The sequence below is a fragment of the Sulfurimonas sp. genome (genome assembly GCF_023229105.1).
In the GTDB taxonomy this organism is placed as follows: Bacteria; Campylobacterota; Campylobacteria; order Campylobacterales; family Sulfurimonadaceae; genus Sulfurimonas.
In genome coordinates, this window is the sequence record NZ_JALNZY010000058.1 from 1 (window position 1) to 12,378 (window position 12,378).

Below are 12,378 nucleotides of genomic sequence, written 5' to 3' on the forward strand. Positions count from 1 at the left end.
TTTTGATAAGTTTTTGCTTTGTAGATTTTTGCTAAAAATAGTTAGCTTTTAACTAGCCATTTTATAGTATATGTGTGTAGCCTGTTTCTGGCTCTATTGTTATGCTAGAGTTAATGGAGTTTTTATATTAAAATATTGGATTAAATTGTGGATATATATGAAGTAAGGACTTAGAAGATTATTTTCTTCTAAGTTCTTTAATACGAGCTTTTTTACCTGCAAGATCACGTAAGTAAAACAGTTTAGCACGACGAACACGACCGCGACGAATTACTGTTATCTCATTAATAGAGTCACTATATATTGGGAATATTCTCTCAATACCTATACTGTTAGCGCCGATTTTACGAACTGTAATAGTTTTACCAGTACCTTGACCTCTTTTTGCAATACAAACACCCTCGTAATTTTGTATACGAGATTTGTCGCCCTCTTTAATTGTTACTGCTAAACGAACAGTATCACCAGCACGAAAATCTGGAATATTTTTCTCAGATACTTGTGCTTTTTCAAAGTTTTCTATGTACTTATTTCTCATAAGATTTCCTTGTTCTATGCTTTAAAAGCTGCTCTGGTCTGAAGAATTTAGTCTTACACTCAGACAGAACTAATTTTAGTGAGCGAATTTTACTGTGATTTCCCTTTAAGTATTCTGATGGAACACAATAGTTTTCATAATTTTGTGGCTTTGAGAATGAGGGTGCTTCCAAAAGCTCATTCTCAAAGCTCTCGATACTCAAGGAGTCTCTATTGCCAAGAACACCCTCTATATTTCTCGAAACTGCATCACAAATAACCAAGGAAGCAAGCTCCCCTCCGGTTAATATGTAATCGCCGATACTAAAAACCTCATCAGCGTACTTCTCTATAACTCGCTCATCAATTCCCTCATATCTTCCACTCACAAAAGCTATATGGGTCTTTTTTGCCAATCTTTTAGCATCATTTTGTCTAAAAGGTTTCGCAACGGGAGTTAAAAAAACAAGATGAACATCTTCATCTTTGGCTTTTAATTCATCCAAAGCATCAAAAAGCGGTTGTGGATTCATAACCATTCCAGCACCCCCGCCAACTGAAGTGTCATCAACTTTATTATGTTTTGAGCTACTGAAATCTCTAGGATTTAGATACTCTACATATAAAATATTCTTCTCAATAGCTCTTTTTAAAATAGAGTCCTCAAAATATCCTTCTACTATATTTTGAAAAAGAGTTACAAAAGTAAATTTCATTATGAGGCTTCTAGAATATCCATAGCACCACTAACGATTATTACTTTTGTTTTTATGTCGGTCCCAATAGTAAACGGCTTATTAAAAGGTATCAAAAAAGTTTTTGACAAACCTTTTTCTACTAATTTTTCATCAGTTTCTACACTTAAATAATTAGTAATTGAGATTCTCTCAACCTCTTGAACAATACCTAAAACTTTACCATCTTCAATAACCTTACAGCCTTGGATATCAAACCAAAAGTGCTCTCCATCTTCTAAATAACACTCACTTCTTGTTCGCTCTATCGTTGTATATAGGTTTTTATTTGTAAGCTTTTTGGCATCTTCTGGGGAAGAGTATCCTAAAAATTTAACAAGAGATCTTTCTTGATCTATCTCACTTATAGTTAGGCTCTCTTTTTCATTAATAAAAAAAGAAGCGCCTTTTTTAAATTGTTCAGGAAAATCACTCTTAATATGAAGCTTCATATCACCTCTTAAACCGACAGCTTTGCCGATTATAGCGATATGAAGTAGGTTACTAGATTGCTTCGACATTGATGCGGTAACTTACGCCGTCTTTAGCTTTACAGCCAGAGATGACGGTTTTTATAGCGCCTATCATCTTGCCCTCTTTACCAATGAGCTTGCCTATATCAGCTTGATTGGCATAGAGCAAAATTTCAGTTGTTTCATCGCCCTCTTTTACCTCGACTCTTATATCATCAGGATATGATGCTATAAGTCTTGCAAATCCAGCGACAAAATCAGCTATCATCTTAACGACCTGTTATCTTTTTAACACGATCACTCATTTTAGCACCAACGCTTAACCAGTAATCTAATCTCTCATTGTCAACAACTGTTGTTTTCTCTGCTACCATCGGATTGTGGTGTCCTATTAACTCTATCCAGCCACCATCTCTTCTTTTACGTGAGTCTGTTACCGCGATACGGTAAAAAGGTTGCTTTTTTCTTCCCATTCTAGTTAGGCGAATTACTGTTGCCATGTTTTGTCCTTCTCTGCGCAAGTCATATTTCAACTTGCTGTATATGTTAAATTTTGCATTTTGAATGCAAATCTATAAACTTCTAAAAGTCTATAGATTTACTTTCTAGACGCACAAGGCGGCAGCTATCTTCGAAGAGCTCCCGCACCGCCCATTTGACCCATCATGGCTTGCAAATCTTTCATGCCACCCTTACTTGAGAGTTTTTTAGCCATCTTGCCAGCATTTTTAAACTGTTTAATCATGCGATTAATCTCGACTTGAGTTAGTCCACAACCGCTAGCAATTCTTTGCTTGCGGGAGTTGTTTAAAAGATCGGGATCTTCTCTCTCTTTCATAGTCATTGAAGATACCATGGCTTTAATATTTTTAAGCTCCCCAGAGCTCTCAAGGTCAAAATCCTTAAGTGCTTTGGACATATTTCCCATGCCTGGAATCATACCCATTAAAGACTTCATGCTTCCCATCTTTTTCATACTTTCCATCTGCTCTAAAAAGTCATTGAAATTAAACTGCCCTTTTTTAATCTTTGAAGTAAGTTTTTTAGCCTGTTTTTCATCAATTACAGATGATGTTTTTTCAGCTAATCCCTCTATATCTCCAAAGCCCATAAGACGGTTTATAACACGCTCCGGCAAGAAAATCTCCAAATCTTGCATTTTCTCGCCGCTACCTATAAAGCGAAGAGGAACTTGAACCTGAGAGGAGAGTCCAAGAGCAACACCGCCCTTTGAATCCCCGTCATATTTACTTAGAATTACACCGTCAATTCCAATCTTTTCTTTAAATGTAGTAGCAGTTTTAACAGCATCTTGTCCTGTTAAAGAGTCTGCAACATAAAAAATCTCGCTTGGATTTGCCGCTTTTTTAACAGCCTCAAGCTCGTCCATAAGTTCATTGTCAATTGCTAAACGACCGGCTGTATCTATAAGAACAACGTCATATATGCCGCTGTTTGCTTTTTTTAATGCTGCAGTTACAACTTCTACGGGATTTTTTGTGCTCTCGTCTTCGTATAACTCAACATTTATGCTTGAAGTTATTTGACGAAGCTGCTCAACTGCTGCTAAACGCTGCAAATCGGCTGCTACTACTAAAACTTTTTTCTGTTTGTTTTTTAAGTAGTTTGCGAGTTTTCCTGCTGTTGTTGTTTTTCCTGAACCTTGAAGTCCTGTCATTAAGATAACAGTCGGAGGATTTGGGGCAAAAATAAAGCCTCTGTTTCCACCCACTTCTAAAAGTTCATGCAGGGTGCTTCTGAGAGCATCTAAAAACTGATCCTTGCCTATTCCATTGGCCTTGGTTATAGTCTGAACTTTTTGTATCAGCTCTTTTACGACTTTATGGTTTACATCTGCTTTTAAAAGAGACTTCTTTAGCTCATCGAGAGCCTTACTGAGGGCTTTTTCATCATCATGAAAACGAATTTTTCTAATGGCGTTGGTAAACGAATCTGTTAATGTGTCAAACATCTAGCCCTCCTCTTTTAAAATACTCTTGGATGTAAAAAGTGGCGAATTTTAGCTGAAAGTTACTTTAAGTCTGCTTTATATCTTATAATACTTAGTCAAAAATTTATGAAGTTGATTTGCAAATTGGTGCGCATCTTTTTGAGTAAACGGCTTTGGACCTTTTGTTACCTCACCACACTCTCTTATCTTTTCCATTAAATTTCTCATGGCTAAATATTGCTTAATATTATCGACGCTGTAGAGTTCCCCGCGGTGATCAATAGCATGTGCCGCTTTGCTTATTACTCTATCGGCTAGCGGAATATCAGCCGTTATAACCAAATCCCCCTCTTTAACCAAATCAACTATATGGTTGTCTGCCTCATCAGCGCCTTGTTCGACAATTATGTAAGTAATTAGTTTTGATTTATCAATAGTAATATGCTTGTTTGATACAACAAAAGTCTCTAGTTTTAACCTCTTAATTGAACGAAATATTATTGGTTTTAAGAGATTTGGAAACGCATCACCATCAACAAAAAGGCGCATTATCTGATAAGTTCGAGCTTTTTTGCTCTTGTTAATTTTTTTATTCCCAGCTCTCTTGAAGTAGCGCTGCTCTTATCTCTGCATGACTCAAAATAAACTAACTCTACAGGTCTTCTAGAGCGTGTATATTTAGCGCCTTTTAGTGAGTTGTTATGTTCCTCTACTCTTCTATTTAAATCCGTGGTAATCCCTGTGTAGAGACTATCATCGCTACATTTTAAGATGTAGATATACCATAAACTCTTTTGGCTATTCAAAGTGGACAAATGTCTTTGGTTCTGGCGCTGTAAATTCCATATCAAACAGCCTCACTTTGTAAGCATGAAGCATAACTCGCTTTGCACGTCTGCCTCCATACTGCTCATCCCCGACTATTGGATGCTCTATATATCTTAGATGCGTTCTTATCTGATGCGTTCTTCCATGATGGATAATACATTTAACTTTAGTTTTATTTCCACTAACTAGATCTGGGAAAACTTCAGTTCTTGCAGGTTTTCCCTTTGCTGATACATTTGATGCCGCGCGATTATTTTTCTTAGTGGTAAGTATAGGCTTGTCTATATCAACAGGTTCACTTAAAATTCCCTCTATCCAGGCAATATACTCTTTATAAACTCTATCTTTTTTAAATTCACCGATAGCTTTTTGACGAAACTCTTCATTTTTAACAAGCATCAAAACTCCGCTTGTTTCACGGTCAAGTCTATGTAAAAGCACGGCAGGCTTGAACTGTCTCTCAATCTCATCTGAGTTAACATGTGCCGGTTTATCTACAACAATCAAATCATCATTTTCAAAAATAGGCTTTATTTTCTCTACTTTTTCAACCACAAAGTGAGTTTTTGCATCTATATCTCCACGGGCAATCATTACCTTTTTATTGCCGACATAAACTAAACCGCGGTCTATCATCGACTTTGCGGCAGAGTTTGAAACACCCTCTTGTGCTGCTAAAAGTTTATATGCTTTTTCTAGTGCCATTTTATTTATTTCCTTAATTTTTTTACAATGTCGAAATATAGGTCTCCCTTTAGGGTATACTTTCGCCATTTACGCTAGCCGCTAAGGCACTGAAGCTAACCCCTAGCGGGGTAGATTAATTTTTTATTATCCTATCTATTACAGGTTTTAAATCTATCTTCTCTTCAATCATGCTTGGCGGTAAATTTCTGCACGCCATAAGCGCTCTGTGAATCTCATCTCTCTCAACGTACTGAACATGATAGACATATTTAAAAAGCTCTTTTTGATGAAAAAAGTGTTTTCCCGTAATTATTTTACACCCAAAATGGGCAGGTTCAAGAGGATTATGACCGCCGACATCATCTCTAAATGCACCACCGAGTATTGCTATATTGCTGATTGCATAAATATTGTTTAATTCGCCCATAGCATCAACTAAAATCATATCCGTGCTAAACTCTTTGTCTTTTGAAAATCGACTTAAAGTCAAAGAATTTTTTTCTGCATACCTCTTCATAAGTTCATAAACAGCCTCAAATCTCTCTGGATGTCTTGGAACTACCGCAAGCTTAGCATCGCTCTGTTTTTTATACTCTACAAATGATTTTAAAACACTCTCTTCTTCGCCGTCATGGGTGCTGCCGGCAACTATCAGTTCGTCTTTTGGCTTTTTATACTCTTTGGTCTTTTTTATCTCTGCTGCTAGCTTAATATTTCCGATAACCTCAATATTTTTCGCACCCAGGGCTAGAAAACGATTTTTATCAGCTTGACTTTGTGCATAAATTATCTCAACGTTTGAGAGCAGTTTTTTGTAAAACCATGCAAATTGAAGATATTTATCAACACTTTTTTCAGAGATTCGGGCATTTAAAAGTATTACTCTGCCACCTTTTGCTCTTAAGATGCTAAAGAGCATAAACCAAAATTCTGCCTCTAACACTACAAGCACTCTCTGCTTTTTTACCCAAAAGGGCAAAAACATCTCATACGGCAGATATCTTACCTCTGCATCATACCTTCTAGCTAGCGCTTGTCCTGTATGTGTTATCGTAGTTATCTTTATATCCTGATCTTTTAGAAGTTCTAAAATCGGTTTGAGTGCTCTTGCCTCGCCCAAAGAGCATACATGAAACCATATCCCCTCACTACTTTTAAATCTTGGATTTTTAAAAAGAAAAAAACGAGCTGGAATAGACTCTTTATATTTATGTTTAAAAGAGAGATAAATCAAAAGCGGCAACGCTACTAAATAGAGCGCTACGCTTAAGATGAAGTATAAAATGGTAAAAGGCTTCAAGCCTATTCTTCGTGAGCTTCCATGTAGAGAATACGTCCACAGTGTGGACAAGTTGTAATCTCTTCAGCTTTTATAACGTCTGCATAAACCTTATCATTGATAATCATGTGACAACCCATGCACGCCTGCTCTTCTACCGGCACTACCGTCATATTTTTAGCCCATCTGCGAATTTTTTGATAAAACGCAAGACCTTTTTGATTCATCTCAGAAATCAATTTCTCTTTTTTCACAAATACTTCTTGGCGAGATTTGTTAATTACCTCTAATTTTGTATTTACTTCAACCTGAATAGATGACAAATTAGCATCAAGCTCTTTTAGAGACTCTTTTGCAGCATCTATTTGTTCTGTCTTTAGAGCAACTACTCTCTCAAGTCTCTCAATCTCTTCGTTTGCAAAAGTTACTTGCTCTTTGGCAATTTCCTCTTCAAGTTGAAGCGATTTCATCTCACGTTCAGTTTTAATTTCACTGCTTTTTTTAGAGTTATCTTCTAATTTTTGAGAAAGCTCTTGAAGATGAAGTTCATTTTTTTTCTTTTTAACTTCCTCATCTTTAATCTCTTGTGTTAGATTTTCAATATCTGAATCAATACTCTGCTTCTTTGCTTGTGCCGCCTCAAGTTTGTAGTTTGCCTCTTCTATCTGTGGCTCAAAAGCATCTATCTCTTTGTCAATTTGCGATAAGTCAATTAGCTGTTTTAGGTGGATGTTCATTAATCTCCTTTTGGATTAAATAATAGTACCTATTTCTTAAATATAAGTAAAAGGGTTTTTTGATGATGAAATTATAGCTTCTAAACCTAAATTTTTCAAATGTTTAAACAAAATCTCTGTAAAAAATTGTTCACTCTCAAAATGTCCGATATCTATCATAGACAAATTTATGCTCTTTGCCTCCATAGCATCGTGATATTTAATATCTCCGGTTAAAAAACAATCAGCCTTTATAGATTTAATTAAAGAGCATCCAGAACCGGTTGTCAGAGCAACTCTTTTTACCCTTTGGGAACTTTTTACGCATTTTATATGTGTTAAAGAAAAAACAGCGGCAACTTTTTTTGCAAAAACATCAAAATCCTCATCTATATCTATATATACCACAAACCCATCTTTTTGAGCAATTTTATAGCCCAAAATCTCGGTTGCTACGTACTCGTTTAGATGTGTTTTATCAAAGTTTGTATGCATGGAGATATTTGAAATATTTTTTTGTATCATCTTTTGAATTAGATTTGCAGGATATTTGCTAAACTCCAACTGTTTAAGTCCGCCAAATATTAATGGGTGATGCGTTATTAAAAGGGTATTCTCCTCCATGGAGTCTAAGAGTGCCTCATCAATATCTATGCTAAGAACTATCTTTTTAACCTCTTGATTAAAATCCCCAAGCATCAGACCTGAATTATCCCAACTCTCTTGAAGCTCAAAAGGAGATAACTCATTTAAAAAATCATATATCTGCGATATTTTCATCTTAACTCCTAGTCAAGCTTTTCGAGCTCTTCTTTTGCCTCTTTAAAATCAGGATTTATCTCAAGTGCTTTTTTATACATCTCTTTTGCTTCATCCAGATGCTTCATATCGACCAAAAGATTTCCATAATTATAGTATGTTACAGGATTCCTATCGTTAATGTTTAAAGAAGCACTTAGGTGCAACTTAGCCGATACAAACTCCTCGTTTGCTCTATAAATAGATGCTATAGAGTTTTGAATATACTCATTATTTGCATCTCCTTTGGCAGCCTCTTTATAGTAATCGAGCGCTTCTTCTTTGTTGTTAAGCTGCTGAGAAATATAACCCATCTTAAACAAAGAATCAGAACCCTGAGCCTCTTTTGCGTTAGCTTCTTTGTAAAGCAAAAGTGCAGTTTGCATATCGCCACTCTCAAATGCTTCATCAGCCCTAATAAGGAGCGCTTGAGGATCAAATGAAGATAGTGCGCGCTCATCTTTTTCTTGCTGCGGATCTTGTTGAAGTAGTTGAATATGCTCATAAACTTTAAATGCAAAAAATGCCGAAGCACCCAGCATTATAATCTGAAATAGTGTCATTATGCGACTCCTTTTATTTTATTGACGCTTTTGTAATATATTTTCATTTATCAGCTTAATAAACTGAAGCGGATCAACCTGCTGGGCAGCTACTCTGATGCCAAAATGAAGATGCGGACCCGTAACTCTGCCACTGCTGCCCGAAAGCCCTATGATATCGCCTTTTTTTACCACAGCACCCTCCCCGACGTTAAATTTACTCATATGAAAATAGCAGGAGTATATCCCATGCCCATGGTCTATAATAACAGAGCCGCCGGAGTAGAACCTATCTTTTGCCAAAACTATTTTACCGCTATTGCTCGCCATCAAAGGGGTACCAGTAATTGCTCTAAAATCTGTTCCGCCGTGGTAACTTTTTAGTAAACCGTTGTAAACTCTCGCTTTTCCAAAACCGCTTGTTATTTTACTCTCCATTGGAACTATAAAATCAGACTCCATGTAGCTTTTATCTGTTACGCTTTCATATATTTTCATCGCCTCGGCATACTCTTTGGAGGCTCTTTGTTTATCTTTTTTGCTTAAAACTACCTTTGAATTATCAACACTTAACGTCTCCTTCTCATAGTTTGCATCCTCTACACGAAAGAGAAGAGATTTGCTTTTTTGCTCACTCTCTTGCTTATAATAAATTTCTACTTTTTTATCCGATGGTTTTTCATAATAGTTTATTGGAATAAGGGCGTAAAACATTTCATCATTAAGTGGATTTTTAAAGATTTTATATCTTTTTTTATCGACTATTATATCTTCATAGCTGATATTTTTCTCTTTTTTAAACTCCAAAAGAGCGGTTTTTCCGTTTGAAACGGTTGCGTTTGCTATCTTTATATCAAGTGCAAAAATACTACCAGCAAAAAACAAAATAAGAAAAAACAGTCTCATCAATAATCCTTCATAGAGCGCTCCATATCACGCTTCATATCCTTCTCTTTGAGATCATTTCTTTTATCATGCAGCTGCTTGCCTTTTGCGATTGCGATTTGAATTTTTACAATGTTTCTATCGTTAAAATAGAGTTGCAACGGAACTACCGTATACCCCTCTTTTTCAACAGCTTTTATCATCTTAGCTATCTGTTTTTTATGTAAAAGAAGCTTTCTGCTGCCTCTTTCTTCATGTGAATAAAAGTGGTGAGTTGTCTCCAGTCTGCCTATATGAGCATTAAAAAGAAATGCTTCACCTTGCACAAAACGTATAAAACTATCTTTTAGATTTACACGTCCAGCTCTTATAGCCTTTATCTCACTGCCTTTAAGAACCAAGCCCGCCTCAAACTTCTCTTCTAAAAAGTAATCAAAATAGGCTTTTTTATTTTTTGCTATTGTTTCACCCATTGCCTATTATTTCTCCTCTTTATTTTTTTTATTATATCTATATTATTTTACAATCTGATAAATGATGCTTAAGCACTCATTTTTTTTCTAACTTTGTCTGCTCTTTTTCTAAACTTTTCACGTTTTTTTTCGGGCTTGATAAATTTTCTGGCATCTCCCCACCTAACTCTTTGATGGTTTGTCTTATTTTTTTACCCACTTCATGGTGTGTTTGATTGGCATTTGCTTTACCTTTGATATTGTCTCGTTTGAGTTTTTCCTCCGCTTGCGTAGCACGAAATAGATTTGCGGCTAGTTCTGTGCTTCCCATGTGGTCTAAAATTTTTTGAGATTTTTTGAGTCCTTTTTTTACATGTATCTCTTTAGCATCAAGTCCACCGTACAAACCTTTGTACCCATGATTTTGGAATATTGCAAAATCAAGATTTGACGCTACACCTGCATTAAAAGCTGCTTCTACAAGCTGTTTGTTATGTTCTTTTAGCTCATTTCTTAAAAATACTCTTTTTTCTTCCTCTTTTAACTGTGCAAACTTTTCATCATCTTGGAGTTCTGCTCTTCTTGTTTGAAGTGCAAAATAGGTTTGTCCGTTGGCTACAACTCTCTTGCTGGGGTCTGCATTTTGCACTATAAGATAGCATGCATATCTTGAGAGTGCAAAAGACTCCATCTCTCTTGATGCACCAGAGCCAATGTTAACCATCTCGTTGACTTCAACGATATGGTCTACCACTTCAAAACCGCTATTTATACAAGCATCTTTTGCTTTATTAATTACCTTAATAAAGTTTCTAAAATCACTATATTCAAGCACCTTTGCAAGTGCTCTTGCGTACCAAAATTCCACTCCATTGCTATCTATCTGTTTTATATCTTCAAATGTTTGATGACTTTGATGTGATGTTATAGTTTTCATTTATACTCCAATGAATTTTTCTTGATACTAACATTTTTAAATCTAGTTGTTAAAAAGTATGACAAATTGTAATGATTTTTAGAATTGGTGTTTAAAATTACTCATATTTTCTAAGCTATTATCTGTTTCTTTATATATCAGAATTTTTAGATTAAACTTTAAACTAAAATAGAAGTGTTTCAAGATATTACTTCTTTATAATAAAGTTTTGAGATAATTATTAAATTTTTAACAATTTATTATTTTGTGAAAGTGATAAGATTTCATATTGTTTTGCATCAATTTCACTTGGCAATTTATCTGCCAATACTGGCAAAATATATTGTCCATTAATGTTATGAATTATCTCTAGTAATAAACTAGAAAGCTGATTGTCATGAACATTTTCGATTTGATCCAAAAGTACAAAATGTAAGCACTTAATATCAAGAGCATCTGCAAATTGCATATAAGCTAAATCAAATGCAAAAATTTGACCTTTTTTCTTACCTGTACCAAGTTTTCCGCTAATACTGTCAATAACTAGTTCAAAACCTTTTTCATTTTGCTGAGAACTTAAAATAAAGTGTTCACCGTAAAGTCGATATGATAGGTCTGAAAAAAATTCATTAAATTTTGTAATTCTTTTTTGTATTAATTCATCAAGGCTTTGAATCCCTTTATCAATTTTATCCAACTCTTCAATTGATTCATTTAAATTCTTTAAACTACTTTCCCACAGCCTTTTCTTCTCTTCTAAATTTCCTTTTTGTTCGTACAGTTTTGTTAAATTACTAATAATTTCCTGCAACTCCTCATTGAAATTGCCTTTTTTAAGCTTTGCAATGAGTTCTAATTCTTGTTGTAAGTATTTAGAAACTTCTTTTTTTGCAACTAAAATTTTACTTTCAAGATTAGGCAGTTCTTCCGTTATATATCGAATTTTTTCCTTAACCATATCATTATGAAAAGTAAGAGTTTGTTCAAAAGTTTTTTGAATATTTGGAATGAGTTTTTTTACATTATCATACAAATTTTTAATTTTTTGAGCATCTATATCAGCAAAATCTTTTTCAAGTTCCTCTTTACTTTCAAGTATCAATTCTCTTCTAAGCTCTAGTCGACCTAACTCCGCTGAAAGTTTATTTAATATACTTTTTACTTGATTTAAACTCTCTAGCTCTTCATTATAATGAGGGTTTATCGAGAAAGCTTCTTTTTTCTTTTCATATGAAACTATAGATTTTGAAACAATAATCAAAGCTTGTTCTATTTGAGAAGTATTACTTTCTTTTTTTAATCTTTTTTGTAAATTTTCTTCAATTTTTTTTATAGCTAATAACTCTTGTTTTCTTTCACTTGAATCTAAATCTATTCCAAGCCAATAAAGATAAAGTGCTTCATATTCGTCTTGACTTGTGTAAGGGCTTAAAACTTTGAGTGTGTGTTCTACTCTATTTTTATCATCACGAATGTTTTTTGATATGATTTGTTTAAAAGTCGGTTTTTCTTCTGAAGATTTAAAAATAAGCTCTTTTAGTTTTTGTTGAAATTTTTTATTGTCTTTTATAACTTCATTATTAACTTCTTGAATTTTTTCA

At 34.6% G+C, this 12,378-nt stretch carries 17 protein-coding genes; all 17 read right to left on the reverse strand.

Translation table 11 applies throughout. The features are described from left to right. Nucleotides 1–178: 178 nt before the first annotated feature. Nucleotides 179–538 (reverse strand): 50S ribosomal protein L19, encoded by a 360-nt coding sequence (gene rplS, locus M0Q17_RS08210; protein ID WP_295085758.1) that lies wholly within the window; start codon nucleotides 536–538, stop codon nucleotides 179–181. After that, nucleotides 528–1,232 (reverse strand): tRNA (guanosine(37)-N1)-methyltransferase TrmD, encoded by a 705-nt coding sequence (gene trmD / locus M0Q17_RS08215; protein ID WP_295085762.1) that lies wholly within the window; start codon nucleotides 1,230–1,232, stop codon nucleotides 528–530. Before trmD ends, rplS begins: the two co-directional genes overlap by 11 nt. After that, on the reverse strand, nucleotides 1,232–1,771 hold the full coding sequence (rimM, locus tag M0Q17_RS08220; RefSeq protein WP_295085765.1) for a ribosome maturation factor RimM: 540 nt from the start codon (nucleotides 1,769–1,771) through the stop codon (nucleotides 1,232–1,234). The genes trmD and rimM overlap by 1 nt, the downstream gene beginning before the upstream one ends. Beyond that, nucleotides 1,755–1,991 (reverse strand): KH domain-containing protein, encoded by a 237-nt coding sequence (locus M0Q17_RS08225; RefSeq protein WP_295085768.1) that lies wholly within the window; start codon nucleotides 1,989–1,991, stop codon nucleotides 1,755–1,757. Before M0Q17_RS08225 ends, rimM begins: the two co-directional genes overlap by 17 nt. A 1-nt stretch (nucleotide 1,992) precedes the next feature. Further along, entirely contained in the window at nucleotides 1,993–2,223 is a 231-nt protein-coding gene (rpsP, locus tag M0Q17_RS08230; protein WP_011372086.1) for a 30S ribosomal protein S16, read from the reverse strand. A gap of 125 nt (nucleotides 2,224–2,348) precedes the next feature. Continuing rightward, nucleotides 2,349–3,695, reverse strand: coding sequence for a signal recognition particle protein (gene ffh / locus M0Q17_RS08235; protein WP_295085774.1), 1,347 nt, complete (start codon nucleotides 3,693–3,695; stop codon nucleotides 2,349–2,351). A 75-nt stretch (nucleotides 3,696–3,770) separates the two neighbouring features. After that, nucleotides 3,771–4,223, reverse strand: coding sequence for a YaiI/YqxD family protein (locus M0Q17_RS08240; protein WP_295085778.1), 453 nt, complete (start codon nucleotides 4,221–4,223; stop codon nucleotides 3,771–3,773). After that, on the reverse strand, nucleotides 4,223–4,480 hold the full coding sequence (locus M0Q17_RS08245; protein ID WP_295085781.1) for a GIY-YIG nuclease family protein: 258 nt from the start codon (nucleotides 4,478–4,480) through the stop codon (nucleotides 4,223–4,225). Before M0Q17_RS08245 ends, M0Q17_RS08240 begins: the two co-directional genes overlap by 1 nt. Further along, nucleotides 4,473–5,207 carry an RNA pseudouridine synthase gene (locus M0Q17_RS08250; RefSeq protein WP_295085785.1) on the reverse strand — a complete coding sequence of 245 codons (735 nt, stop codon included), beginning with the start codon at nucleotides 5,205–5,207 and terminating at the stop codon, nucleotides 4,473–4,475. The genes M0Q17_RS08245 and M0Q17_RS08250 overlap by 8 nt, the downstream gene beginning before the upstream one ends. A gap of 115 nt (nucleotides 5,208–5,322) precedes the next feature. Beyond that, nucleotides 5,323–6,489 (reverse strand): lipid IV(A) 3-deoxy-D-manno-octulosonic acid transferase, encoded by a 1,167-nt coding sequence (gene waaA, locus M0Q17_RS08255; protein WP_295085788.1) that lies wholly within the window; start codon nucleotides 6,487–6,489, stop codon nucleotides 5,323–5,325. Between the two features lie 2 nt (nucleotides 6,490–6,491). Continuing rightward, a complete protein-coding gene (locus M0Q17_RS08260) occupies nucleotides 6,492–7,205 on the reverse strand; it encodes a zinc ribbon domain-containing protein (protein ID WP_295085791.1) in 714 nt (237 codons plus the stop codon). 36 nt (nucleotides 7,206–7,241) lie between these two features. Continuing rightward, the gene (locus M0Q17_RS08265; protein ID WP_295085794.1) at nucleotides 7,242–7,964 is read right to left on the reverse strand and encodes a Nif3-like dinuclear metal center hexameric protein; all 723 of its coding nucleotides are present in this window, start codon (nucleotides 7,962–7,964) and stop codon (nucleotides 7,242–7,244) included. Nucleotides 7,965–7,972: 8 nt separating this feature from the next. Then, nucleotides 7,973–8,545 (reverse strand): tetratricopeptide repeat protein, encoded by a 573-nt coding sequence (locus M0Q17_RS08270; RefSeq protein WP_295085797.1) that lies wholly within the window; start codon nucleotides 8,543–8,545, stop codon nucleotides 7,973–7,975. 18 nt (nucleotides 8,546–8,563) lie between these two features. After that, the gene (locus tag M0Q17_RS08275; protein WP_295085800.1) at nucleotides 8,564–9,430 is read right to left on the reverse strand and encodes a M23 family metallopeptidase; all 867 of its coding nucleotides are present in this window, start codon (nucleotides 9,428–9,430) and stop codon (nucleotides 8,564–8,566) included. Then, nucleotides 9,430–9,882: an SsrA-binding protein SmpB gene (gene smpB, locus M0Q17_RS08280; protein ID WP_295085803.1), complete on the reverse strand. Its 453-nt coding sequence runs from the start codon at nucleotides 9,880–9,882 to the stop codon at nucleotides 9,430–9,432. The genes M0Q17_RS08275 and smpB overlap by 1 nt, the downstream gene beginning before the upstream one ends. A 76-nt stretch (nucleotides 9,883–9,958) precedes the next feature. Continuing rightward, entirely contained in the window at nucleotides 9,959–10,798 is an 840-nt protein-coding gene (dinD, locus tag M0Q17_RS08285; RefSeq protein WP_295085806.1) for a DNA damage-inducible protein D, read from the reverse strand. 220 nt (nucleotides 10,799–11,018) lie between these two features. Then, the coding region (locus M0Q17_RS08290) for a DUF2326 domain-containing protein (protein ID WP_295085809.1) at nucleotides 11,019–12,378 on the reverse strand (1,360 nt) is incomplete at its 5' end.